The 25,542-nt window shown below is 28.7% G+C and carries 24 protein-coding genes; 2 read left to right on the forward strand and 22 right to left on the reverse strand.

Annotated features, from left to right (window positions below; genetic code table 11):
- Positions 1–166: 166 nt before the first annotated feature.
- The 6 genes from BUB36_RS00295 to BUB36_RS00320 all read right to left on the reverse strand — a co-directional run bounded on the left by BUB36_RS00295 (position 167) and on the right by BUB36_RS00320 (position 5,713).
- Positions 167–874, reverse strand: coding sequence for a pseudouridine synthase (locus BUB36_RS00295; protein ID WP_073146306.1), 708 nt, complete (start codon positions 872–874; stop codon positions 167–169).
- Between the two features lie 122 nt (positions 875–996).
- Positions 997–2,277, reverse strand: coding sequence for an FAD-dependent oxidoreductase (locus BUB36_RS00300; RefSeq protein WP_073146308.1), 1,281 nt, complete (start codon positions 2,275–2,277; stop codon positions 997–999).
- Positions 2,277–3,242: a sulfide/dihydroorotate dehydrogenase-like FAD/NAD-binding protein gene (locus tag BUB36_RS00305; RefSeq protein ID WP_073146310.1), complete on the reverse strand. Its 966-nt coding sequence runs from the start codon at positions 3,240–3,242 to the stop codon at positions 2,277–2,279. The genes BUB36_RS00300 and BUB36_RS00305 overlap by 1 nt, the downstream gene beginning before the upstream one ends.
- A gap of 223 nt (positions 3,243–3,465) precedes the next feature.
- Positions 3,466–4,572, reverse strand: a complete 1,107-nt coding sequence (locus BUB36_RS00310; RefSeq protein ID WP_073146312.1) for a D-alanyl-D-alanine carboxypeptidase family protein — start codon at positions 4,570–4,572, stop codon at positions 3,466–3,468.
- A gap of 49 nt (positions 4,573–4,621) precedes the next feature.
- A complete protein-coding gene (gene ytfJ, locus BUB36_RS00315; protein WP_073146314.1) occupies positions 4,622–5,071 on the reverse strand; it encodes a GerW family sporulation protein in 450 nt (149 codons plus the stop codon).
- A 12-nt stretch (positions 5,072–5,083) separates the two neighbouring features.
- Positions 5,084–5,713 carry a DUF2953 domain-containing protein gene (locus BUB36_RS00320; RefSeq protein WP_073146316.1) on the reverse strand — a complete coding sequence of 210 codons (630 nt, stop codon included), beginning with the start codon at positions 5,711–5,713 and terminating at the stop codon, positions 5,084–5,086.
- Positions 5,714–5,974: 261 nt separating this feature from the next.
- Between BUB36_RS00320 and BUB36_RS00325 the strand changes: the two genes are divergently transcribed.
- A complete protein-coding gene (locus BUB36_RS00325; protein WP_073146318.1) occupies positions 5,975–6,514 on the forward strand; it encodes a helix-turn-helix domain-containing protein in 540 nt (179 codons plus the stop codon).
- 149 nt (positions 6,515–6,663) lie between these two features.
- On the opposite strand, the gene scpB is transcribed toward BUB36_RS00325, so the two are convergent.
- The 16 genes from scpB to BUB36_RS00405 all read right to left on the reverse strand — a co-directional run bounded on the left by scpB (position 6,664) and on the right by BUB36_RS00405 (position 24,647).
- Positions 6,664–7,206, reverse strand: coding sequence for an SMC-Scp complex subunit ScpB (gene scpB, locus BUB36_RS00330; protein ID WP_073146320.1), 543 nt, complete (start codon positions 7,204–7,206; stop codon positions 6,664–6,666).
- 64 nt (positions 7,207–7,270) lie between these two features.
- The gene (locus BUB36_RS00335) at positions 7,271–8,023 is read right to left on the reverse strand and encodes a segregation and condensation protein A (RefSeq protein ID WP_073146322.1); all 753 of its coding nucleotides are present in this window, start codon (positions 8,021–8,023) and stop codon (positions 7,271–7,273) included.
- Between the two features lie 165 nt (positions 8,024–8,188).
- Positions 8,189–9,265 (reverse strand): response regulator, encoded by a 1,077-nt coding sequence (locus BUB36_RS00340; protein WP_073146323.1) that lies wholly within the window; start codon positions 9,263–9,265, stop codon positions 8,189–8,191.
- 35 nt (positions 9,266–9,300) lie between these two features.
- On the reverse strand, positions 9,301–10,479 hold the full coding sequence (locus BUB36_RS00345) for an HDOD domain-containing protein (protein WP_073146325.1): 1,179 nt from the start codon (positions 10,477–10,479) through the stop codon (positions 9,301–9,303).
- 194 nt (positions 10,480–10,673) lie between these two features.
- A complete protein-coding gene (locus BUB36_RS00350) occupies positions 10,674–11,978 on the reverse strand; it encodes a response regulator (protein WP_073146327.1) in 1,305 nt (434 codons plus the stop codon).
- A gap of 434 nt (positions 11,979–12,412) precedes the next feature.
- The gene (locus BUB36_RS00355; RefSeq protein WP_073146329.1) at positions 12,413–13,579 is read right to left on the reverse strand and encodes a D-alanyl-D-alanine carboxypeptidase family protein; all 1,167 of its coding nucleotides are present in this window, start codon (positions 13,577–13,579) and stop codon (positions 12,413–12,415) included.
- A 212-nt stretch (positions 13,580–13,791) separates the two neighbouring features.
- On the reverse strand, positions 13,792–14,958 hold the full coding sequence (locus BUB36_RS00360) for a phosphopentomutase (protein WP_408633760.1): 1,167 nt from the start codon (positions 14,956–14,958) through the stop codon (positions 13,792–13,794).
- A gap of 186 nt (positions 14,959–15,144) precedes the next feature.
- Entirely contained in the window at positions 15,145–16,029 is an 885-nt protein-coding gene (xerD, locus tag BUB36_RS00365) for a site-specific tyrosine recombinase XerD (RefSeq protein ID WP_073146332.1), read from the reverse strand.
- A gap of 355 nt (positions 16,030–16,384) precedes the next feature.
- The gene (spoIIM, locus tag BUB36_RS00370) at positions 16,385–17,017 is read right to left on the reverse strand and encodes a stage II sporulation protein M (RefSeq protein ID WP_165613004.1); all 633 of its coding nucleotides are present in this window, start codon (positions 17,015–17,017) and stop codon (positions 16,385–16,387) included.
- A gap of 177 nt (positions 17,018–17,194) precedes the next feature.
- Complete coding sequence (locus BUB36_RS00375; RefSeq protein ID WP_073146333.1) at positions 17,195–17,728, reverse strand: NUDIX hydrolase; 534 nt, start codon at positions 17,726–17,728, stop codon at positions 17,195–17,197.
- A gap of 51 nt (positions 17,729–17,779) precedes the next feature.
- Positions 17,780–18,856 (reverse strand): DUF3866 family protein, encoded by a 1,077-nt coding sequence (locus BUB36_RS00380; RefSeq protein ID WP_073146335.1) that lies wholly within the window; start codon positions 18,854–18,856, stop codon positions 17,780–17,782.
- Positions 18,857–19,100: 244 nt separating this feature from the next.
- The gene (locus BUB36_RS00385; RefSeq protein ID WP_084111526.1) at positions 19,101–19,916 is read right to left on the reverse strand and encodes an MraY family glycosyltransferase; all 816 of its coding nucleotides are present in this window, start codon (positions 19,914–19,916) and stop codon (positions 19,101–19,103) included.
- Entirely contained in the window at positions 19,904–20,587 is a 684-nt protein-coding gene (locus BUB36_RS00390; RefSeq protein ID WP_084111528.1) for a glycosyltransferase family 2 protein, read from the reverse strand. The genes BUB36_RS00385 and BUB36_RS00390 overlap by 13 nt, the downstream gene beginning before the upstream one ends.
- A gap of 144 nt (positions 20,588–20,731) precedes the next feature.
- Positions 20,732–21,625, reverse strand: coding sequence for a copper transporter (locus BUB36_RS00395; RefSeq protein ID WP_073146337.1), 894 nt, complete (start codon positions 21,623–21,625; stop codon positions 20,732–20,734).
- Entirely contained in the window at positions 21,619–22,755 is a 1,137-nt protein-coding gene (gene steA, locus BUB36_RS00400) for a putative cytokinetic ring protein SteA (protein ID WP_073146338.1), read from the reverse strand. Before steA ends, BUB36_RS00395 begins: the two co-directional genes overlap by 7 nt.
- Positions 22,756–23,480: 725 nt before the next feature.
- The gene (locus BUB36_RS00405; protein WP_073146340.1) at positions 23,481–24,647 is read right to left on the reverse strand and encodes a leucine-rich repeat domain-containing protein; all 1,167 of its coding nucleotides are present in this window, start codon (positions 24,645–24,647) and stop codon (positions 23,481–23,483) included.
- A 328-nt stretch (positions 24,648–24,975) separates the two neighbouring features.
- Here BUB36_RS00405 and BUB36_RS00410 point away from each other — a divergent pair, with 328 nt between their 5' ends.
- Positions 24,976–25,443, forward strand: a complete 468-nt coding sequence (locus BUB36_RS00410) for a YbaK/EbsC family protein (RefSeq protein WP_073146342.1) — start codon at positions 24,976–24,978, stop codon at positions 25,441–25,443.
- Positions 25,444–25,542: the final 99 nt, after the last annotated feature.

A 25,542-nucleotide genomic window follows, 5' to 3' on the forward strand; every position in this document is an offset into this window, starting at 1 on the left:
CTCATATTTAACAATAGGATTTAAAATCTATACCAATTTTCAAAACACCTAACCTCGCATATTTCAGCGAGGTTTTTTAAATCCAAACTTTTTTCCATGCTCATGAGGATGACCCTAAAACATGGAACTTGTAACTACCTCACGGTAACATACCCTTTTTCAATCATTATAATGACTTTAAATATTTTATTTCTTCCTTAGTCAAGTATCTCCATTTCCCCTCTGGTAAATTATCTATATGTATTTTACCTATGGAAATTCTCTTTAGTGTAATGACAGGGTGCCCTAAAACATCCATCATTCTTCGAATCTGTCTGTTTTTCCCTTCATATATAATAATTTCAACTAAGCAATTGTTTCTATATTCCTTTAAAAGCTCTATTTTAGCAGGGGCAGTTACATATCCTCCTATATTTAGTCCCTTCTCAAACCTACTCATTTCTTTAGATGAAATGATTCCCTTTATCTTGCTCACATAGGTTTTATATATATGACTGCTGGGATGAGTAATCCTATGTGTTAATTCTCCATCATTAGTTAGTAATAGTAGTCCAGAAGTATTATAATCCAGTCTTCCTACAGGATAGATTCTCTCTGATACACCCTTTAATAAATCTAGTACCGTCGGTCTGTTAAATTGGTCAGAAGAGGTTGTTATATAGCCCTTAGGTTTATTTAATGCAATATAAATCTTATTATCCAATATCTTTATATCCCTATTGTCTAAAGATACTCTATCAGCTTCAGGATTAATCTTTACCCCCATTTCTTTTATTATCTTCCCATTTACTTTAACTCTACCCATTTTTATATATTCTTCAGCTTTTCTTCTCGATGCAACTCCTGCTAAAGATATAAATTTTTGAAGTCTCATTTTTGACCGCCCCTTTATCATCAATTAGTATTTCTAAAAAAGGTTAATCTAAAACTCAACCTATCTCCTTTTTCCTTTCTCCTATCTCATTTTTTTAATGCCTCTAAATATCTAATAATATTTTATACCAATTTCTCTTCAAACATATCTAAAAGATCTAATCTTTTTATTTTTTTTCTTAAATAATCTTTATCTAAACTATATAGATTTAACTTTTTCATTCTCTCAAAGTATATTGAACCTGCAAAGGTATACCTATTCTTTAAACCCTCTGCAGTATTGAGTTGCTCGTTGGCAAATGCAATTATATCGCCTATAGCTATACTGATTGGTAGCTCTAAAGCCTTCATTCCTTTACTTAGCCTTACACTATTATGTCCTGCTAAACTTCCAGTAACAATAGCCTCTGTATGTCCAACAAAGAATCCCGACTTCTCTCCAGCACATAATAAATTATCTATACCTTTAACCTTCATACCATTATTTCTGGGAGCAATAGATAGGTATCTTATTGAGTTTCCTATACCACCAGAATAGGGATCTTCATATCTCGCATTTTCTAATCCTTTTATTTTTCTAAGATTTTCCAAAGGATAATATGGTGCCATTAGTTTTGCATGACCTGTATCAAGCAAGACAACGTTTTGAGCATATTCCTTTAAAGCATATTGCTGGCATACCTTTTTATCTAATTTATCTTCATTAATATCTTCCTTTGGAACTGGTAAAACTACTACTCCATTTTTATTGAGTTTTTTTACTACTTCATCCCCTAAAGAATCTTTATTCAATTTACATGAACCACTAAAAGCGCCATACAAACCGTCCTTCCTTTTAGCAAAAATATCCTCTATACCTGCTTTCATACTTATACTTATTCTAGGACCAAAGGTTGGACATCTAAGAATACACATAGCACATCCATTACCATATTTCAAACAATTCCCCATAGGTCCTGTGGAACCTGTTGTTTCAATAAATACATCTCCCCTTATAATTTCTTCATTATGAAGAATTATGCCCTTTACTGTATTATCTACAATATCAACATCTACAGCTCTTGTTCTAAACATAATTTCGATTCCCATTTCGAGAAGTTTCTTTCTCACCATTGGCTCTATCTTTGTCACATCGTATAAACTGGCATGTTTATGTCCTGGAAAATCTATATCTACATGTCTAGATAATTTGTCGCAAATATTAAAAAGCTCTCCTGCACCCATTAGTATTGCTTCTTCTGCTGCAGTATATCTTCCATTATTTCTCATTATTCCACCGACATTTCCAAGACCCAAAAGTAAATCAGTTCTTTCAATTATTAAAACGTTTGCACCAGCTTTTCTTGCTGTAATAGCGGCTGCACAACCAGCCCAACCTCCTCCTATTACTACTACTTTAATCACTATATCTCCCCCTTTTCAAACATATAAGCAGGTTCTATCTGAGATTTACAAGCTTTTAAGGTTTTATTTCCAATCCTTATAGAGCATGAACCACATATACCTTCTCCACAGCATATTTGTCTATTATTTGTTACTACATACCTTGTATGTGGCGATAATTCCTTTAAGAATTCATTAATATCCTTATGTTGTACATCAGACCCTCCACTAAAACATAAATCATAATTATTGTTTCTAATCAGTTCTTGTATTATTAATTTTCCTTTGTCACTCATGATGTCCATATCTATCGTCAATATTCGAGATTCGTCAATATAATCGTCAATAAAAATATTATCAAATTTACCTTTATCCATTAATAAAGTTATTTTGTTGTTGTTTCTTACCAGATACTTCAAAATATTAACAGCAGGAGCTAATGCGGCACCTCTAGCTACAATTAATGTATTTGCATTTTTAAGAGTTTTAAGTTCTTTCAATCCTAGAATTCCATTCCAGTATGGACCCCTTATATTTATTTCGTCCTCTACGGAAAGCAGAGTTTTTGTCTTGGTGCCAATTATCTGTACTGCAATATGAATCTCTCCCTTATTATCATCGGCATACATTATAGACATTGGTATATCAAAATATTCCTGTTTATTTGGGTCTCTGATAAATACGTATGAACCTGGCTGCTTTAAATCCCTTGCAAATGATTTTGTGACTGCAATTTTAAAGATTATTAGATTATCTCCTATTACTTCCTTATCTAAAACTTTTCCCATAAAATTTTTTCTAGCTAGCTTTGCTTTTTTCCCATTCCACATATACTCTTGAAATATACAAACTCCTCTCCAATTACAATCACAAAAATCCTTTCCCTGTAAATGGGAACATGTAATACAATCGTTGGTTTCAGCCAAATAACATGGACAATAATCGCTACCTGCATCGATACATTCATATATTATTTTTCTACCCAAATCAATCCCTCACTTTTTAAAATAAACCTTATAATATTAGAATATTGAAAGCGTATAAATTATGTTACATAAAAAAACCATATTTCATTTTATTTGAAATATGGGCTTTTCCTTGACTTGATTAATATTATTAATTATAGATAAGCAACATTAACAATTAAAATAAATTTCAAAGAAAATAATGGACGCTTCTACATTTTTTCAAATTTATTAAACCTTAAAGTTATTTATCTCTAGCTTTAAAGAAATTCTTTATTATATCTAATAGTTTTTTCTTTTCAATATCTTCTTTAGCAAGTAACTGGGTAGTAACTATAAGCCTATCTCCTACATAAACCTTAGCCTTTCCTAACACTTCACCTTTCTTTATGGGTGCTTCGTATTTTTCTTTGCACTCAAAAACTGTAAATACCTTTTTTTCCTCATCTTCTTTAATAGGTATAATTATATCTTCATTAACCGTCATATATGATCTTTCTTTCTTTCCCTTTTCAACAGTAAAGCATTTAATATCATCATTCTTAGTTAATGTCTTTTTAGGTTTATAATTCTCAAAAGCCCTTTCCATTAAAGAGTAGCAATCATCAAACCAATTTGGATCATTTAAAACAACACATAATATTTGCATCCCATTTCTAGTAGCAGAGGTAACCAAACATCTACCTGCTGCCTTAGTATATCCAGTTTTTACACCATCTCCGCCTCTAAACTGGCTCAACGTTTTGTTTTTATTACAAAAGACATTATAGCCTTCTCTTTGAGCAACCCATTTTTTTGTTTTTACTATTTCTTTAAAATCCTTATTCAACAAAGCTTCCCTTGTAATTAGTGCTAAATCATAAGCTGTTGTATAATGATCTTTATGGTGTAATCCATGGGGATTTTTGAAATTTGTATTTTTAGCTCCTAATATCTTAGCTCTCTCATTCATCAATTTTGTAAATTCTTCTACTGAGCCAGAAATATGATGAGCTATAGCTACTGCAGAATCATTTCCTGACCTAAGCATAAGGCCATAAATTAAATCCTTAAGTTTCATTTCTTCACCATATTTAAGATAAATTGAAGAACCTTCAACACCCACAGCTGATTTAGATATCTTTACATTTGATTCTAATTCACCATTTTCCAAGGCTAACAAGGCTGTCATGATTTTCGTTGTACTGGCCATTGGACTTTTCTGATGTATATTTTTTGAATATAATATTCTCCCAGTTTTAACCTCCATCACAATAGCACTCTGAGCAGAATTAGCATATGAATTTACATCAATTATAGGAAGGATAGCTATAAAAACCATAGATATATATATGATTCTTTTTTTAAACATATACTTCACTCCATTATTTTAGTAAATATTAAAGAGCGGTAAACCGCCCTTATTCTTGGTTATTGCCATTATCATTTCCATCTTTGTTATCTTTACTATCATTTTTGTTTTTTGAATCTCCCCCTTGTATTTTATCTATCAATTTTGATGATAATCCAACTAGATTTTCAAACATATTTGCACTTTGGTCAACGGATAATAATTTCATATTTCCCTTCCCAACAATCATAAATGCAACAGGTTGTACCGACACCCCTGCTCCAGTTCCACCTGCAAAGGGAAGAGTTTGTTTGTCTTCATAGCTACTTTCTTCTTCATCGTAACTGTTTTTATATTCTCCACCACCAGAAGCAAACCCGAAGGAAACTCTAGATATCGGTATTATTGTGGTACCATCTGGTGTTTCAACAGCATCTCCAACTATTGTATTAACATCAATCATTTGCTTTAAACTCTCCATTGTAGTCTTCATTAGTGCTTCAATAGGATGACTATTCATATCTTACACCACCTATCTATACTTGTTATTACCCTTTATCCATAGATATTTCAACCCTACTATAATAATATAGCCTATTCTCATAGTAAATATACAATTTAAATCAGTTTTTAAAACATGCTTATTGAAATTAGGCAAGATTTTTAAGTGAATTTTTTCAGGCTTTTTTTTACTACTATTTAACATGGTAAATAAATTACTCTTAAAAATATTAATTATTCCAGAAGTTATTCCTGTTAAAGCTGCATCTTCAAAACCAACCTCCGTTTTCCATAATAGAGTTCTAAAATTAATTCTATCTATTAAATATCTAATAATATTTTTGTAAGTTTTCAATATTTCTATGGTTTTTTCTATCATTTTTCTTATATTGACATAATCAGTATATCCTTTATGTTCTGTCCATGAGTCATTTTTCATTTTAAGCTCTAAATCTGTATCAACACCTTCATCGTATTCTTTATTTTTTTTAGTTATTCCCATGAAATCCAATTCTTTCTTAAATCTAATCAATCCATATAAAAAACTAATTTTTATCACAGCTTTATTATCATCATTTTCTTTTAAAGCAATAATATTAACCTTTACAGATGAAATAAGTATCAATGTCATTAGAATTATAATTATTATTCCTACAAGCAAAATTGCCACCTCAAAACTTTAAAGAATGACCTAAGAGTCTTCAACCTTCAACCATAATAAAACTTCAAACACCCTTACCCTAATAGTATCATTTCCATTATTATACTTTAATAAACTCTCAATAATCTTTTTGTTAAAAAAAAGCATAATAGACTTGACAATTTTCTATAATTATATAAAACTTAATAAATATAAACAAAAAGTTTAATATTTGTGTTACTTTCTATTTTTATAGATTTTATTGTTTCAGGAGGTAATATTTTGAATATTGGAGAAAAAATTAAAAGATTAAGACGTGTTAATAATCTGACTCAAGATGAACTTGCAAATAGATGTGATTTAACTAAGGGTTTTATTTCTCAAATAGAAAGAAATCTAACCTCTCCTTCTATCAATACTTTAATAGATATTTTAGAAGCATTAGGAACAAATATAAGTAGTTTTTTTAATGAAAAGGATGAAGAAAAAATAGTTTTCTCTAAAGATGATATCTATGAACGAATTTATGAGGATTTGGGTTATTCAGTTTCATGGCTGATTCCAAATGCCCAAAAAAATGAAATGGAGCCAATATTAATTAGACTTGCAGAGAAATGTACCACAAAGGAAGATGGTCCCCATGAAGGTGAAGAATTTGGATATGTTTTAAAGGGTAAGGTGAACCTAATACTTGGAAAACAAACTTTTAAGATAAAAAATGGTGAAAGCTTTTATTTTAAATCAAACAAGGCACACTATTTAGAAAACCCATATAACAAACCTGCAACTATTCTTTGGGTTTCTACCCCACCTTCATTCTAAAAATTTAAGATTGAGTTTAAACTATGTTATATATTATGATTAAACTATTGCATTAATAATTGTTACATCTAAAATTGTTAGGGAATTGATGCTAGCAATGCAGAGATAATGCTAAATATATTGATTTTAAAAAAGCAAGGACCTATTCTCTAGGCTTCTTGCTTTAATATCTCAAAATCATTAAAGGCTTCTATTTGAGGTAAGTCATCAAGGTTTTTAAATCCGAAGGCTTTTAGAAAAGTATCTGTAGTGCCATACACAATGGGCCTTCCTGTCTTTTCCAACCTCCCTTTAATTTCTATCAAATCCCTATCCATTAAGGTGCTTATAGGTTTATCACATTTAACTCCCCTTATAACTTCTATTTCATGCCTTGTTATAGGTTGTCTATAGGCTATTATTGCTAAAACCTCTAGAGTCGGTTGAGATAACCCTCTATTTGGGGAAGTAATACACATCTTTTCAATATAGGGATGGTTCTCAAGCCTTGTTGCCAATTGAAAACAATCGTTTACTTCTATAAGTTGTATTCCTCTTCTTTGCTCCTCCATTTCCTTTTGTAGCTCATAAATATATTCTTTAATCCTTCCTTTGGGGATATTTAATACCTTGACTAATTCTTTGATGTGCAGCGGTTCGCCCCAAACGAATAGAATAGATTCTATGATAGATTTTATATCTTTATCTTCCATTATTTATGCTCATGCCCCCTTAATGTATATCTTAAATACTATATTATTTATATAAATTTTAATACTATTTTTCTACAGCTGGAAATAAATATATTTCATCAAAAACTTTATCCTGTCTTATATTAATAATTTTTAGCTTTAGTAATTCTAATAACGCTAAAAAAGTTACAACTACCTCAAGTCTACAACATTCTCCGTTAAACAAAGTATGAAATTTGATAATTTTCTCTTCTTCTATCCTGCTTTTTAAAAAGGATATCTTATCTTCTACAGTGTATATATCTCTCTTTAGTTCTCTAAAGAATTTTTTTCTGTTCATATCCAACTTACTTATTTTATTCATTACTCTTTTAACTGCATTAATCAATAGCTCTTCCTTTAAATCTAATTCTTTTTTTTCTACTATATCTTCATTAACAAATTTTTCTAAATCATCCTGTGCTTTAAAATATACCTTTCCATAGATATCCTCTCTATCCTTTAGGAAATTTGCAATATTTTTATATTTTTTATATTCTATAAGCTTTATAACCAAATCCCTTCTTGGATCCATTCCTTGCATATCAAATTCTAGCTGCTCTTCAACAGGATTTGGAAGTAAGGTTTTTGATTTTATTTCTAAAAGGGTTGCAGCCATTACTAAAAACTCACTTGCTACTTCCATATCTAAATATTTCATCTGATTTAAATAATCAAGATATTGGTCTGTTATCTGGGATATAGGTATATTATATATGTCAATTTCGTTTTTCTCTATTAAATGAAATAATAAATCAAAGGGACCTTCAAAGGCTTCAAGCTTCACCTCATAATCCATAACAACACCCTCAGCATTAAATTGAATTTTCTTTTTGTAAATCCATATTACTCTAACCCCTCATACCTCTATAAAAGGCTTTTAATATTTCCTAAAACATATTAAACCCAAAAATTTATTTACTATTTTGGCCAATCAAGCTATTATTGAATATAAGGCTAATGTTTATATATTTTGATATTTATTATACCAAATTGCTTGTAAAATAGTAATGTATGAGTGATCTTTTTCATGTAAAACTAATTTCCCATTTGCGGCTTCTGCCAAGTTTTGTAATATAGTAATAATCTTATTTAGACTAGCTTGTACTAATTTACTGTTTGAATTTTTCTCTTTATCTAAAATTTCAGCAAAAAGTGCAAATTCTATTGTTTCACCATTTTCTTTGCCTAACAAAGTCAATTTTAATAACTTAAAATCAATATTATTTAGTATATATTTAATAAATGTCTTAATCACTAAAAAAATTAAATTATAATTTCCATAATAGCTTAAATTTGAGCCTTCAGATATTTGTATTTCTATATTTTTGTCTCCTCTTAAGGTGACAATATATTCATCTAACTCTTTACGAAGTTTCTCTATATCAAAATCGATAAACTTTGAAGGAAATATATTTAAAAAAGCTCTTGTTATTTCCTCTAATAAATTTATTTCTTTTAATAAGTATATTCTATGTGCTTCACTACCGTCCATTTTTTTAACGATTTGTTTTATATAATTGTTTGTAAAATCATTAATCTTTCTAACATTCTTAAAATCATTTTTTATTATATCAAATTTCTCTCCTGTAGATTTAAGTATAGACTGATATAACTCATTCTTTTTTCGCAATTCTTCCTTGAGCCTTGCGCTTTCATATTTTAAATTATAGGTCTTTATAGCTTCGTTTATTGCTACCTTTAATTCATCTTCTAGCTTCCAAGGCTTTAAAATGAATTTGAAAATATCAATATGATTAATAGTAGCTATTATTTGAGGTAGTTGTGCATATCCACTTAGCACAATCTTTATAGTATCGGGATGATTATCCCTAACATATTTTAAAAGTTCAAGTCCATCCATCTTAGGCATTTTCATATCCGTTACTATTACATGAATATTATTTTCCTCCATTATTTTTATAGCCGCTTCTCCACTGTTGGCATAAAAACAATTATATTCTTCATCAATTAAGCCTCTTTTAAGGGCATTTAAAATGTTCTTCTCATCATCAACAAATAGTACATTACTATTTTCCATAACTATTCCCCCTAAGCTATGTATTCCTTGTCTTTTTACTTTGTATTTTTTTGTAAATTATCAAATAGCATCTCAAATCTATCTAAAGATATACCTAAAAATTCAAATACATCTTCATTAAGCTTTCTTTTAAAAAATGAATCTCCATTTACCAACTTCCATGAATAATAGCTAGAAATATGTACTATACAAACCAATTCTTTATTTATGACCCTTGAATCCAATGGTGTATTATGAAATAAGGCTGATTCAACTATTGGATATGGTAATTCCCACCAATCTAAGAGATAGCCGCCTATTTCTTCATGAGAACATCCAAAAAATCTTCTTTCAACTTCACTTATATTGGAATCATCGTTTTCATTAATGTTTTTGATTATCTCTGTATACTTTTCTTTAAAATTCTCCAATAAAACTACCCATCCTATGTCATGTAACAAGCCTGCAGATTTATATGCGTTTATAAGCTTTTTATTAAGCAATTCTTCATAAATCATTAACATTATATTATTAGTCATGCTTGAATGGGTCCATAATAGTTCTTGTATATAAGGATTAATTCTTGAATTATCAAAAACACTATTTGTAAGTACAATATTTTTTACTATTGATAAACCTAAATAAATTATTCCCTGTTTAACAGAACCAATTTCTTTTTTAGGATAAATAGAATTGGAAATTCTAAGTATCCTAGAAGCAATGGCTTGATCTTTTTCAATAATATCTGCAATCTTATCAATATTTGAATCTTTAGTTATTAAAAAATTTATTTCATTATATAGTTTAGGTATACTAGGTAAATTTCCTATATTATTGATTAATTCAAATATTTTTTTATTTTTCAATATTTCTTCTACTTTAAAAGCCTTATCCAGTATTTCTATTATAGTGCTGTTCTCCCATGGCTTTAGCAAATACAGTTTTGCTAATCCATTCTCTAAAGCTTTGTATATTCTATCACCATCGGTATAGCCACTTATTACCATTCTTAATACTTTAGGATGTCTTTTTTTAACTTCTTCTAACAATTCATACCCATTCATATTAGGCATTCTAATATCGGTAATTATTAGGTCAATTTGTTTATTCTCTAAAATTTCTAAAGCTTCTAATCCATTATTGGCAAAATATGCTTCATAGTTACTCTCTAAAAACAATCTTCTAAATGACCTTAGGATTTGGATTTCATCATCTACAATAAGTATTTTATTCATCCCTAACCTCCTATTGCTATACCTTTTAATATATTAAGAAATACACAATTACCTTCTTTTAAAAACATCTACCGTATATATCTTTAAATTCTCTAAAGCCATACTATCAAAATATATTTTATTCTAAACAACTGAATTAAGAACGACATTGGCATATATGATTTTGCCAAATTAGAATTATGAAATCTCTTCATTTAATTATTTTCTAGCTTTTTAATAGGCAATACAATTGTAAAAATAGTATATTTACCTAGTTCACTTTCAACAAAAATATCTCCACCATGCTTATTGACAATAATATCATAGGCTATGTTCAAACCAAGCCCTGTACCCTGTGAAATATTTTTAGTTGTAAAAAATGGATTGAATATTTTATTTATATTTTGTTTTTCTATACCTGGTCCGTTATCTTTTATCTCACATATAACATAGCCTTCCTGTTGATAGACTTTAATTCTAATTAACCCTCTGTCATTTCTATTTTGAGATTTTATGGCTTGAACTGCATTAATTATAATATTCATTATTACTTGGCTTATCTGAATCCTATTGCAAAATATTTGAGACGTAATTTGAAAGTCCTTCTCAATATCAATTGAGTACTTATATTCATTCTTAATTAGTAATAAGGTTTCTTCAATAATATCTGTAAGATCATAATTATCGTATTCATCATTTTTTTCATCCCTTGCAAAATTCTTTAAACTATGAACTATTTTAGTAATCCTCTCTATTCCTTCAAAGGAATCGTTAATAAGCATCTCTCCATCTTCGCTAATAAAATTAATATGTAATTTATTTTCAAGCTTTTTAATGTTTTTTATTATCTCCATTATTTCATCAAAATTCAAATTATTTTTTTCTATTATTTCAATTAATCTACGATATTCTTTTATAATAGATTTATATTTTACTATATACTTACTTAAGGTTTCGGTATTGCTAGAAACATATCCCAATGGATTATTTATTTCATGTGCAACCCCAGCAGCAAGCTGTCCTATTGCAGCAAGCTTCTCCTTTTGAACCATATAGTCTTGTGCTTCTTTTAACTGCTTATTTAATTCTACTAATTGGCTATTTCTATCTTCTAAAATAGATAAAGCTTCCCTTAAACTCAATTGATAATTCCTCACTCTTATGGCTGCCTTAACCCTTGATATAAATTCAATAACTTCTATCGGTTTTCTAACAAAATCCGTTGCTCCATATTCAAAGCTTATTTTTAAAAACTCTTTGTCTTGCAAAGAAGTAAACATTAATATTTGAACATCATCATATTTTTTATTTAATCGTATTCTTTTCAGCACTTCAATTCCACTGATATTAGGCATAACAATGTCTAATATTATTACATCTATTTCTTCATTTTCTAATATCCTTAATCCGTCTTCTCCATTATTGCATGTAACTATATCACAATTTATATTATTTTCTAATAATATGCTTTTAGCATATTCTATAACTAATTTACTATCGTCAATTATTAGTATCTTCATTAGATATCCCCCTTAAACTAAGTATACTAGTTTTCCTCCTATTTCTATTATTTTATCATAAATATTTAAAATCCTATAAAAAGTAGAAGATTTTTTTCTATACCATAAACCGCAGATATTTTATTAGAACTTCACTAAAACATCTGCGGTTTATACTATATCTAATCTTCAAATAAACTTATATTTATAGAATTTACATAGTAAAACTTAATTTATACATGTACAAATACGCAGCGTTTCTGAGCGTTTTGGACATGTATAAATTAAAGTCTTTACTTAAATCCCTATATAGGATTTACATAGTAAAACTTAATTTATACATGTGCAAATATGCAATGCTTCTGGGCATTTTGGACATGTATAAATTAAAGTCTTTACTTAAATCCCTATAGCAAGTATAAATTTATATATCAATATATTATCAGGCTAATTATCTATTTGGGAACAATTTTCAATATTTTAACAAAGGTATCAAATATAGATGCTTTTTTGCATTTACTTTCAGTAATAAGGTCAACTTTTCCCATTTCTTTGCCATTTAAATTTTTTACAATGATTTCTCCAACCTTCTGACCCTTTTCAAAAGGTGCCTTTATGGTTTTTGGCAACACTATTTCCTTTTTAATTTTTGATTCTTCTCCCTTTTTAACTAAAACCTTTAATTCATCCTTGGCAATTATATTTATTTTATCGACCTTTCCCTTTTCAACAATAACTTCCTTAAATATCTCTCCCTTTTTTGATATTGATACTGAATTATATGAGGCAAATCCATAGTCAAGCAATTTTTTTGCTTCTGCAAATCTAATTTTAGAGGTAGGACATCCTAAAACAACGGCTATCAAACTAAAATTGTTTCTTGTAGCAGATGCTGATAAACAATATCTAGCTTCCTGTGTAAAGCCTGTTTTTATTCCATTGGCACCTGGATAAGTCTTTATCAGTTTATTGGTATTAACAAGTTCAAGTGTTGCTCTGCCTTTTTTGCCAACTTTCATTGAGGACATCCATATTTTTAACCACTCATGTATCTTGGGATATTTTAATAATTCTCTAGACATTATAGCTATATCTTTAGCAGATGTATAATGACCTTCTTGGGGCAACCCATTGGTATTCATAAATTGTGTATTATTCATTCCCAGCTCTGCAGCTTTTTCATTCATTTTCTTTACAAAAACTTCCTCAGTTCCTGCTATATGCTCAGCTAAAGCAACACAAGCATCATTGGCTGATGCTACTGCAATTCCCTTTAATAACTGCTTTACCGACTTCTGTTCGCCAGGTTCAAAATATAACTGACTACCTCCCATACTAGCAGCTCTCTCACTAATGGTTACTTTATCTTCTAATGTAATGTGATTTTTATCAATAGCTTCCATTGCTAACAGCATTGTCATTATTTTAGTAACACTAGCAGGTGGTAATTTTTTATTACTATTCTTTTCGTAAAGTACTTTCCCTGTCCCAGCATCTATTAAAATTGCAGACTTTGCATTTAAATCAAATTCAATGGCACTGGAATAAGAAAAAGAACTAATAAATAGTAATAGTACACTTATTATCAACGATACTTTCTTTTTAATGCAATTTTCATTCATCTGCATTCCTCCTATATTATCTTGGTACTTTTATAGTTTCCATTGGAATAATTGCTTATACATTATAATGTAATCTTGTGTTAAATGAATGAATTTAAAATTCTACATCTGTATTGTTACCTTTATTTTTTATATTTAGTTGTATTTTACAAAACATAAAAACACCCCTTTAAATTAATATCCAGGGGCATTTATGACTCATTCTAATAATTTTACAATATTAAGTCTTTAAAGCTTCTTCCAAACTTAGGCTTTTCTATATCCAATATATCTGCTATAGTTGCAGCTATATCAGCAAAGGTTTCCCTCGTTCCTATATTGACACCAGCTTTCACATTCTTACCATAAATTATTATAGGTATATATTCCCTTGTATGATCAGTCCCTTTATACGTTGGATCATTGCCATGGTCAGCAGTAATAATTAGCATATCGTCTTCCCTTAAGTTCTCAAGAATCTCTGGTATCCTAAGATCAAGCTCTTCCAAGGCTTCTTTATAGCCCTTAGCATTTCTTCTATGGCCGAATTTTGCATCAAAGTCAACTAAATTTGTAAATATTATACCCTTTGAATCTGTATTTAAAAATTCTATTGTTTTATCTACACCATCCATATTGCTTTTAGTATGTATTTCCTTTGTTATTCCTTTTCCATTAAAAATATCCTCTATTTTACCTACTGCCATGACCTCATATCCAGCTTCTGAAGCAAAGTCAAGTATAGTTTTACCAAATGGGTCTAAAGAATAATCCCTTCTATTTGGTGTTCGAGTAAAGTCTCCAGGTTTACCGATAAAGGGTCTAGCTATTACTCTCGCTACCTGATCTTCACCCATCAAAATCTCTCTAGCTACTTTGCACATTTTATATAATTCATCCAAAGGAATTACTTCTTCATGGGCTGCAATCTGAAACACACTATCTGCAGAAGTATAAACTATAGGATTACCAGTTCTTATATGTTTTTCTCCTAATTCTTTGATTATTTCTGTTCCAGAAGCTGGTTTATTGCCCAGAACCTTTCTTCCTATAAGCTCTTCAAATTTAGATATTACATGCTCTGGAAAACCATCAGGATATGTCTTAAATGGTTCTTTAATGTATAAACCTGCAATTTCCCAGTGTCCAGTAGTTGTATCCTTTCCATTAGACATCTCCATTGATTTTCCAAAGGAACCTCTAGGATTTTGAATACTACCTACTCCTTCTATTCCATCGATATTACCCAATCCTAATTTTATTAGATTAGGTAGATTTATCCCTCCCATTTTCTTTGAGATATTTCCTAAAGTATTCACTCCAATATCTCCAAACTTTTCGGAATCTGGTAGTGCGCCTATTCCAACACTATCCATTACTAAAATAGTTATTCTGTTAATCATATATATTCCTCCTTGTGATATCTTTTGGATCTAACCTTTTGGGTCAAGGTTAAGATTGAGGTTGACATTAAGAAATTAAGACGAATTAAAGTTTATCCATAACCACTTATATTAAATGATATCATAATAATATTATTTCTTCTAATATAATATTTAATCATATAAAGTTAATAAGAGCCTTTATTAGGCTCTTGGATGAGATTTATTGTAAACATCTTTAATTTTATTCTTCGTCAGTTGCATGTATATCTGAGTAGTAGAGATATCTGAATGTCCAAGCATTTCTTGAACGGATTTTAAATCTGCTCCATTTTGTATCAAATGGGTAGCAAAAGAATGTCTAAGGGTATGCGGAGTTATCTTTTTGCTTATTTTAGCCTCATTGGTATATCTTTTTATTATTTTCCAAAATCCTTGCCTAGTTAATCTTTTTCCATAATAATTAACAAATAAAGCTTCTTCATCATCCTTTACTAATCGTCCTCTATATTCACTTGTATATTTAGACAAGGCTTTTTTAGCCATCGTTCCTATGGGTATAATTCTTTCTTTACTATTACTTCCTCTACATTTTATGAAATCTAAATCAATCTTTAAGTCACTCATATCCAATGCAACCAACTCCGAAACACGTATACCTGTTGCATATAATAGTTCCAGCATTGCCTTATCTCTAGAACCAATAGGACTATCTTCATTAGGTTGATTTATTAACCTTTCAACCTCATTTAAACTCAATACACATGGAAGTTTCTTTTCAGATTTTGGAGATTCAAGATTTATTGTTGGATCATTTTGGACTCCTCCAATATTTAGTAAGTACTGATATAGCGACCTTATAGAAGCTAGACTTCTAGAGATAGTAGAAGTAGCACGTCCTTTTTTTTGGAGATATAAAAGATATGTTATAATTGTTGTCTTATTTACATCTTTATATGACCCTCTACCCTTTTCTTTTAAAAATTCTCCAAATTGACGAAGGTCTCTTCCATAGGACTCTAAGGTGTTATTAGATAACTCCTTCTCATCTTTTAAGTATGTAAGAAAATCCTCTATAATTACATCCATTCCATTAACTCCTTTATATAAAGCCATTTTTTTTAATGACTAAAAAATACTAGATTCTATAGATATTCCAGTAAAACAGTTAATTTATAAACATCAAAAATCTCCAAAAAATCTGGATATTTTGATATGTATAAATTAAGTTTTACTATGGGAAATCTATATATTAAATCATTTTACTGCTTAACTTTTTTTACGTTATAATATACTATTTTTATAATTCAACACCTATAAATAAAATCCTCTTTAATTTTTTGAAAGTTAATAAAAATAAATTTGTACTCTTTAAGCTTAAATTAAATCAAAATAGTTAAATTTAACAACCTTTATAAAATATTCAAAGATGTATTAGTGAGTTTTACATATAAGTAGATATATATTTAATAAAAAAAGGTGAAATATAGGCTTCTATCAAACAGCCAACAACTATAATAATATGTATCATAGCAATAATAGTACTATATAAAAAAAACTGATTTACAATACTATATCGTGTGTTCTTTCTAGTCTTATTTTTAATAAGCATTAGTGAGAAGCTTATTCCTAAAACACCAATAAAAACAGTACAAGGCACTATTAAGATATTTTGAGGTAGTATTGATACTAAAGAAAAAATTACTCCCTTAAACCCCATTTGTTTCACAAAGAAACCTACGGTAAATCCTATTATAAACCCTCTTAGACCAATAATCAATAAAATAAGTGGAATACCAATAACTGTTACACCTAAAATCCATATTATTATGCCTGTTTGAAAATTGTTCAATAAAGACTGCTTTAATATAGCCAAATTGTTTATTGCTTTTGAATCTACAATACTAAAAAAATTTTTTAGGTAAACGATCAGTTCTTTATTTTGGAAGTCTGTCAATGCTTTAGACATAAAGGCTCCAGATGATATTCCAGTCATAAAGAATAATATGACGAAAAAATATGTTATTAGATTTCCCTGTATATGCTTTGCAACTATATCATTAATTCTTCTAATCAAAAAAATCCCTCCATCTATGGTACATGCTATTAAATAGTATGCATAGATTGAGGATTATATGTCTTGATTTATATATAAAAAACGAGGAAAGGTTTAAAAAAGATGATAAAGAAATGAAAATAAAAACTAAAATAGGAAAAGAAGATACACCCTTCTCCTATTTTCCTTTTCCTATTCTTATTTTAAATAATTTTTTATGTATAGTATTGATATAATAGTCTTTGCATCCTTTATCTCTTCTTTATTAATCTTCTCTATTAATTCATCGATATCATATTTTTCTATTTCAATATATTCATCTTCATCGGGCTGTGCAACATCCACTATCAGATCTTTTGCCAAAAATATGCTAATGGTTTCATTACAAAATCCTGGTGATGTATAAAATTTAAATATATATTGTAGGTTATCACTTTTGTATCCAGTTTCCTCCAAAAGTTCTCTCTTTGCACAATCTAAAGGTTCTTCACCAATTTCTAATTTTCCTGCAGGTACCTCTAGAAGATATTCTTCCACGGATTTTCTATATTGTTTTACCATTACTATTTTATTATCCTCAGTTATAGGAATGACAGCAACGGCCCCTGGATGCTCAACTATCTCTCTTTTGGAGTACTTTTGATCAGGTAGTTCAACTGTATCAATTCTTAAATTAATGATTTTACCTTGGTACAATTTGTCAGATTTTATAGTTCTTTCTATATTTTTCATAACTACTCCCCTTTAAAACAGTTTTTTAATTAAGCATAGATTTACCAACAGCTAAAACTGTATTAAGCTTTCAGCAAGCTTTCCATTAACTCCAATGGTTATAAAATAGTCCATATCATCCTTAAGAGTCCTACCCATGGTATCCATAGTAATATTTGATTTTTTTAACATATTTATTATATCACTATATTGGGTAAATAGCACATTATGTTTTTTATGGATATCATGAGTGGCTATCTGATTTTTAATGATAGCTTCTCTTTCATCTAAAAATTTAGGAATACCTAAATAGGCCTTTGTCTTAGCTATCTTTGAAAGCACTGTAATAGAATGATGACTGATTCCAAAATGTCTCTTTCTTCTATCCTTAAAGCTTATTCTTGGTATACAAATTGGAACTCCTTCCAAATCATTTACAGCATCAATTATATTTCCCTGTTCAATACCTGTAAAACCGTATTTTGTTCCAGTTCCGATTATTCCAGGTCCCATTGAAACAATACATATATCGCAATTCAATATTTCCTTTGCAGCTATTAATCCATTATATATATTTATACACTCTAAATCGCCACCAAAGGCATGCCCAATAGTTATAGTACCATCTATATATCCTTCCTTTTTTAAATATCTAACTGTCTTACTAAAATCTATAGGTAATGCTCCTCCATCAGTCATGATATATGCAATACTTAATCTAGTATTTAAGCCTTTTAGAACTACTGTAAGTGGTGCTAAAACACTATGCAAGCCACCTATTAACACAGGCATTCCCTTTAAACTGTTAAATTCATTAAATACATGATGATATTTACTCCCTTGTTCTTCTACAGAATTCACTCTTATTTGTATAGGAGTATATCTTAGCTTCATAATATGTCCATTTTTCATACTTTGCTTGGTAGTTTTTTTCAAGTTAGCTAATACAAAATGATATCCTCCCGAGCCAAGTTTTAAATCCTGAGCAGTAGTATTTAATATTATTTCATTACCTTCTTCGATGTTATCTATAAGACTTTTATAGGCTATAGCCTTCTCCAATTTGCCATTAATATTAACTATTATTTCCATACTGCCTTCTCTAGCATCTATTATTTTCTCAACTATTCCAGTTTTTAAATTTAACACTTTAAATCACCTACACAAGGATTTATTTAATTGAGGAAATTGCATAATATATATGGTATAGCTTTAGGAAACTTAAAGCTATATGTAGTAGAAAGTTTTTGCAGAATGTAATTATGTAATTTGATCAATTAAAGATATTAAATCAACTTATTTTGATAGTTTCTATGGCAGGGTTTTTAAAGACAAAAACTTTATTTATTCTCACAACGGTTTAAATCATATTTTATACATAAGCTCAACAACCTCAACCCCTACCCAACTCATCAAAAAAGTTTAAAATTTTATTTTTATTTATCAATTTTGTAAAAGAATATATTTCTGAATATAGGTTGGCTAAAATCAAAAAAATAATCAGTAAAGTTTTTATATTAAATTCAAGACTTGTTGCAATAATACCTAAAATAATTCCTAAACAATTTGAACCAACATCACCAAGCATCGATCTTCCCTTTATATCGTGGGAAAAATATGCTGAGGCTGCTCCTATAAAACTTAATAGTATTATTCTATAAATTCCATTAACAAAAAATAATAAAGGCATACTAAAAACAAAAAAAACCTTTAAAGCCCTCCCTGGTCTAAGATCTACTAAGTTTATAAAGTTGGTGAATAGTGAAATTACTAGTATGTTCGTTAGAAAATTAAGAAAATTAGAAGAAATCGTTAAACTAATCAAAATTGCAACTACTCCTCCAAATATGGCTTTTATTCCCCCTGTAGTTAATTTTAATTTTAGGAGCATGCTTATATGACCTTTAAACCCTTTTATATCATTATTGCCAATAAAATCATCTAATAATCCTGTAATCCCCATAACTAATGTGCCTAATAAAAAAATATATATTTCAGTATAATTGATCCTAATTATAAATATCAGTATAAATAAAGATACAAATAACATGTTAAAAATAAAAATTATTCCCATACTATTAGGTATCAAAGCACCCTTATAGTTTTTCTTTAAAAATCCTGAATTTGTATAAAGTTCCTCAACTAAGGGAATAATTAATTTATTAAAAAAATATGAAAAAAATACAGTTAGATATATCATATCTCCCATCCTAACCCCTTTTGAATCAATATCCAAAGTATTTGATAAAATTGCTTCCCTCTATGGATAAATCCTTTGAAATTTCTTCCACTTTCTCTGTGTCCCATCTCTACCTCAATCTCTTTTATAATAAAGCCTAATTTTAAAATATCAATGGTCATGCCCACCTCCACTCCATATTTTCTAGGTATATCTTGTATACTTCTAAGAACCTCAGTTTTATAAGCTCTTTGCCCTGAAAGGGTACAATCTATTTCTTGATCTGTAAAATACTTAACTCCATTTTTAGCTAGTGATTTTACTAATCCAAAACCACCCTTCTTTTTAGTCCTTGCAAACTTGGCTATTGTTACATCACATTCATTTTTTAATACTGGTTCAATTAGGTTGTCAATATCCTTACTAGATGCTTCTAAATCTCCATCTAAAAAAACAATTATTTCACTTTTATCAATAATTTTCCTTAGTCCATATTCTAATGCATATCCTTTGCCTCTATTTTTATTAAGCTTAAATACCTTTGCTCCTGCTTTACCTGACTTCAAAGCAGTATTATCCTTAGAACCATCATCTATAACATATACTTCCTTTATGTATTTAGAGTCCTTTATAGTTTTGATAGTATTTTCTATCTTATCTTCTTCGTTATGAGCAGGAACTAATGCGCATATATCTATCATTGATATTGTACCTCCTTTAAACAAAGCTTCCTTTGGAACTTTGTAGGTTAAGATTCCATTTTAGGTCAATCCTTTTAAGTATAGTTTAAGGTTGAGAACTCAGGTCATTCTCTTAGACCCTAAAATGCTTTGATAATATTTTTGCTAATTTACATCAAAACTTAAGATGTCTTTTGGTATTAAACTATCAGCTGTTACTTTCTCCCCGAAATGTCCTTTTTTTCCCTTTAAGATCATTAGCATGGCTATTTGTCCTAGCTTAGTATCAACATTATCTACAGTAGATATTCCATGTTCTTTGTAAAAGGATATGCATGAGTGGGTTGTGTTCGACTTTTCAACTGCCATTAGTGGAATATTACTGTTATTAATTAAATTTATAAATTCTTTTCTTACAAATGTATAGGATTGATTATTTATATTAAATCCATCATCAATTAATATAATAAAATCAATGTTTGAATATATATCTCCCTTATAATTTACATGATCCATTTTCCTTAAATAGAAAGGTAGTGTACTGTTGCTTTTTATAAGAGTTTTTGAATATATTTTTTCTGAATTAGCAATTTTACTCCCATTTTCATACTGACTTTCAATATTAAGATTACTTTTTAAAGTTTTTACAATGTCTTCAATATGATCATCCCTTACTTTAGGAATATTAACTTTAATTATTTTGTTTATTTTTGTATTGTTGAAAATTTCCTCAACATCAAAATAATCATTTTCAGTAAACATATCTATGGTCATTATATTTAATCCGTTTAAACTATTTTGGCATAAATCATAATACACTATATCTAAAAATTTATCCTTCCTTTCATTATCCTCTCTATACTTCTCAAGCTTACTCATAAGCTCATAGTTTTTTTGTTTGAATCCATCAAAGCCTTCTTCAATTTGACTGACTAAAACCTTTTGTTGTTCAATGAATAATTGTTGACTGTCTATTATTACCCCGACAAATATTCCTATTCCTAGGGATAAAAATATTGCAATTATTGTTATAATAAAATGTTTTATATTTATTACCATAAAATCCCCTTCAATTCATATAACAATTTAAGTCTTACTTGAAGCAATCTAATTATATGCTTACTAAGCGGTGAATATAATGAAATAATTATTATTGGAATTAATGATGAAATAACTACACTAAATAAATGTATAGGCTTTATTCTTTCTTTATATAGTTTATTGACTCCTTTGGCATCTATTAATTTACTACCTATCTTAAGCCTAACCAAAAACGTACTTGCCATACCCCTCCTACCTTTTTCTAAAAAATCTATCATATTGGTGTGGGTACCAACTGCAACAATTACATCTGCCCCTTTTTCATAGGCTAAAAGCATTGCAATGTCCTCACTAGTTCCAGGAGAAGGAAACAATTTGTAGTCTAATCCATGGTTTTCTATTCTATAAAGCCCTGGAGCTCTGCCATCTCTATAAGCATGTACTATGATTTCTTTACACATTTTTAAGCAGTCATCAGATACACTATCCATGTCTCCAACAACTATGTCAGGAATATATCCGAATTCCAAGAGTGCATCTCCACCACCATCTACACCAATAAGTATAGGTTTGACTTCTTGAATATATGTTCTTATTGCTAACAAATCTTTTTTATAATCCTTCCCCCTTACAACTACTAATACATGTCTATTTTTCATATTTATATCAATGTCAGGTATTTTTAGATTACCTAAAATAAGATTTTTTTCCTTCTTTGCATACTCTAAAGTATTTTCTATAAAGTCATCCAGTACAATCTCTAAATTATTATTTGCAGCTTCAGTTTTTATTTTAATCATTTCCTTTGTTAATATTTTACCTTTTCCAATATATTTATCCTCAACAAAAATTTTATTATGAATTATTCTAATTTTCTTGTTTTCCTCTATTAAATCAAAAGTGTTTTCATTTTCCATGTCGATCATCATAATACCTGCTTCAAGTAATATTGATGGTCCTCTATTTGGGTATTTACCACTTATAGATTCTTCTGCATTGATAACAGCTTTAGGGCGTTTTTCAACTAAAGATTTAGCTGCTATCTCATCAATATCTTTATGCTTTATTACAGCGATTTCTCCATAATTTAATCTTTTTACTAGATTCTTAGTTTTATAATCCTTTCTGGCAATGGATTCAATAACCATTACTACCTCCAATAATGAAATTTCTTCATATCATTCCCCCTCTTATTATTTCCATTAACAGTAAATTTATGATTTTTAATATAGATACACAACATTAACATTTAAAATATATTTCAAAGAAAATAATAAACGCTTCTACATTTTTTCTTTGAAATTTATTAAACCTTGAAGTTGTTTATCTCTATATGCATTACAAAATTTTAGTTTTTTACAAAACTTATTTTAAAACTACATTTTCTATTTATTTAAAGCAAATTCCACAATTTAATCAAGCCATAATTATGCAATTTTCTTATTCTTATTAAAAAGTTTGATACAAATTGTTGTAATTTTACTATTGCCTCGGAAATGGGAAAAGTATAAAAAATAATACTGTTATATTACATGATCTTACATGTATAAAAACTATAAATAGCAGATATTAATAAACTCTCCCACACAAATTAATTATAGGGATTTTAAGTAAATATTTTAATTTATACATATCCAAAACCCCCATAAGCATTGCGTATTTGTACTTGCTTAGGAACTCAAATTTTTTTGCAAAAAATTGCATAGCTAAAACAGAGTACAATAGAGTGCTAGAAAAAATTAAAATTGTTACCAGTAAAATATTAATGCAAATTATTTTCTTCCAAAACTCACTAGAAAGATCTTAGTACTTGGGACATAGAACCTGTAACTTAGAACACGTTGTAGCTGCCTTAGGGTATTTTAATATTTTATTATTCATTCTTTTTTTCATTAGTTTCCAAAACAAAATCCTTGTCCTTTAATTCCTTATATATTTCATTAATTGGAGAAAAATCTTTTATATCATTACCTGCTAAATATAGTATTTTTAAATTCTTTAAATTTGATACTGGAGTGATATTTGAAATTTTATTGTTTTTTATTACCAACTTTTCTAATACAGCTAGTTTATTTAATGGCTTTATATCGATTATTTCATTTTTATTTAAAGATAGATTTCTAAGTCTCTTTAAATCACCTATAGGACTAATATCTTCTATCTTGTTATGATATAAATACAGAACCTGTAGATTAGTTATTCCTTCTAAGTCACTAATATCCTTTATGTTATTTTCGGATAAATATAGTTGTTCTAATTTATCTTTATTTTTAATTCCCTCAATATTACTTATTTTATTACCATTTAATGCTAATATTTTTAAGGATGCTAGATTTTTTAAAGCATCAATTTCTTTGATTCTGTTTCTACTTAAATATAATGCTTTTAGGTTGGTTAAATTAGCTAAGGAGTTAATATCCTCTATGTTATTTCCATTTAGAGATAACTTCTCTAAATTTGTAAGACTCTCTAATGGCTTTAAGTTTGATATTTTATGATTATCCAAAATTAATTCTTTTAAATTAACGAAATGTTTTAAGGAATCCAAATCACAAATTTTTTCATCCTCTTTAGTAGGATTAGAGAAGGAAAGGCTTGTAATATTTTCAACATCATCCCTCATTATATTTCCATTTGGCTTATTAATTATCTCTCTAACTAGCTTTTCTAAACTTTTTTCACTAAAATTGATTATTTTAGATGTTGTTGCTTTATTCACTTCTTCTTTTTCACCTTTTTCTTTAGGTTCTTTATCTTCATCGCTACTGTTAATCACTTCTTTTATAGTCGCTGTACGTGTTTTCTGATCCCATTCTACTTCGTTCCCTAACAGTTCAGCAACTTTTCTTATGGGTATGTAGGTCGTACCTTCATAAAGTATATTATCTACTTTTATTTCTTCTCCATTTATTTCCAAATTAACTGAATCAAATACTACTTCTATGGTATGCTTTATATTTTCTGAAAAAACTAATATAGTTCCTAATATAAATGTGCTAAGTATACCTAAAATTAAACCTTTAAGGAATTGTTTATTCATTTCAATACCTCCTAAAAATTTAGAATTAATAATCTCCTTCAATATAATTGTTACCATTTTATAGAAATATAATACATATGTAATTATTTACTATAATTATATTATGTAAATTATTATAATTATAATACTTGTACTTTTATGATTAAGTATGTATTATTATTAATTATTTCCATTATTATGCTATAATATATATAATTCAACCTACCAAGCTGGTAAATAATTCTTTATTTTTTTGTAGCACCCTCGCCATAGAAACTAGTTTGGTTAGTTAATTTTATAATTATACATAATAATATAATCTATAGAAAACATTAAGGAGGTTTTTTTAATGGCTCTGGAAGATGTGAGAAAATATTTTAAAGAAAATAATCTGGATTATGAAATATTCCAAATGGATGAAAGTACAGCAACTGTTGAATTAGCAGCCAAAGCCCATGGTGTTGAGCCTCAGCTCATTGCAAAGACTATGGCTGTTAAATTAAAAGATAGGAATATTTTAATTGTTACTAAGGGAGATGCTAGAATAGATAATAGAAAATTTAAAGATACCTTTAAAACAAAGTGTAAAATGTTAAAGCCTGACGAAGTATTAGAAATAACTGGACATCCAGTAGGTGGAGTATGTCCATTTGGGCTGAAAAATCCAATGGATGTATATTTAGATATATCTTTAAATAATTTTGAATATGTCTACCCTGCTGCTGGTTCCACAAACTCATCAATCAAAATTACACCTATCCAATTAAAAAAAATTACCAATGCTGAATGGATAGATGTCTGCAAGCAGATAGTGTAAAATCACAAAAAAACATACTACATGTACATGTAAAGGAGTCAGTATCAGTTAATTAAATACTAACTCCTTGTTTTAATGCTGTTTATCTATATATAATCC

The organism is Paramaledivibacter caminithermalis DSM 15212 (assembly GCF_900142245.1).
GTDB lineage: Bacteria > Bacillota > Clostridia > Peptostreptococcales > Caminicellaceae > Paramaledivibacter > Paramaledivibacter caminithermalis.

Excerpts from the sequence above, each read along its gene's own strand:
- BUB36_RS00295 (WP_073146306.1), bottom strand. The coding sequence starts at position 874 with ATGAGACTTCAAAAATTTATATCTTTAGCAGGAGTTGCATCGAGAAGA.
- BUB36_RS00310 (WP_073146312.1), bottom strand. The coding sequence starts at position 4,572 with ATGTTTAAAAAAAGAATCATATATATATCTATGGTTTTTATAGCTATC.
- ytfJ (WP_073146314.1), bottom strand. The coding sequence starts at position 5,071 with ATGAATAGTCATCCTATTGAAGCACTAATGAAGACTACAATGGAGAGT.
- scpB (WP_073146320.1), bottom strand. The coding sequence starts at position 7,206 with ATGGAAGATAAAGATATAAAATCTATCATAGAATCTATTCTATTCGTT.
- BUB36_RS00335 (WP_073146322.1), bottom strand. The coding sequence starts at position 8,023 with ATGGATTATGAGGTGAAGCTTGAAGCCTTTGAAGGTCCCTTTGATTTA.
- BUB36_RS00340 (WP_073146323.1), bottom strand. The coding sequence starts at position 9,265 with ATGGAAAATAGTAATGTACTATTTGTTGATGATGAGAAGAACATTTTA.
- BUB36_RS00345 (WP_073146325.1), bottom strand. The coding sequence starts at position 10,479 with ATGAATAAAATACTTATTGTAGATGATGAAATCCAAATCCTAAGGTCA.
- BUB36_RS00350 (WP_073146327.1), bottom strand. The coding sequence starts at position 11,978 with ATGAAGATACTAATAATTGACGATAGTAAATTAGTTATAGAATATGCT.
- BUB36_RS00355 (WP_073146329.1), bottom strand. The coding sequence starts at position 13,579 with ATGAATGAAAATTGCATTAAAAAGAAAGTATCGTTGATAATAAGTGTA.
- xerD (WP_073146332.1), bottom strand. The coding sequence starts at position 16,029 with ATGGATGTAATTATAGAGGATTTTCTTACATACTTAAAAGATGAGAAG.
- BUB36_RS00375 (WP_073146333.1), bottom strand. The coding sequence starts at position 17,728 with ATGAAAAATATAGAAAGAACTATAAAATCTGACAAATTGTACCAAGGT.
- BUB36_RS00385 (WP_084111526.1), bottom strand. The coding sequence starts at position 19,916 with ATGGGAGATATGATATATCTAACTGTATTTTTTTCATATTTTTTTAAT.
- BUB36_RS00390 (WP_084111528.1), bottom strand. The coding sequence starts at position 20,587 with ATGATAGATATATGCGCATTAGTTCCTGCTCATAACGAAGAAGATAAG.
- BUB36_RS00395 (WP_073146337.1), bottom strand. The coding sequence starts at position 21,625 with ATGGTAATAAATATAAAACATTTTATTATAACAATAATTGCAATATTT.
- steA (WP_073146338.1), bottom strand. The coding sequence starts at position 22,755 with ATGGTTATTGAATCCATTGCCAGAAAGGATTATAAAACTAAGAATCTA.
- BUB36_RS00405 (WP_073146340.1), bottom strand. The coding sequence starts at position 24,647 with ATGAATAAACAATTCCTTAAAGGTTTAATTTTAGGTATACTTAGCACA.
- BUB36_RS00410 (WP_073146342.1), top strand. The coding sequence starts at position 24,976 with ATGGCTCTGGAAGATGTGAGAAAATATTTTAAAGAAAATAATCTGGAT.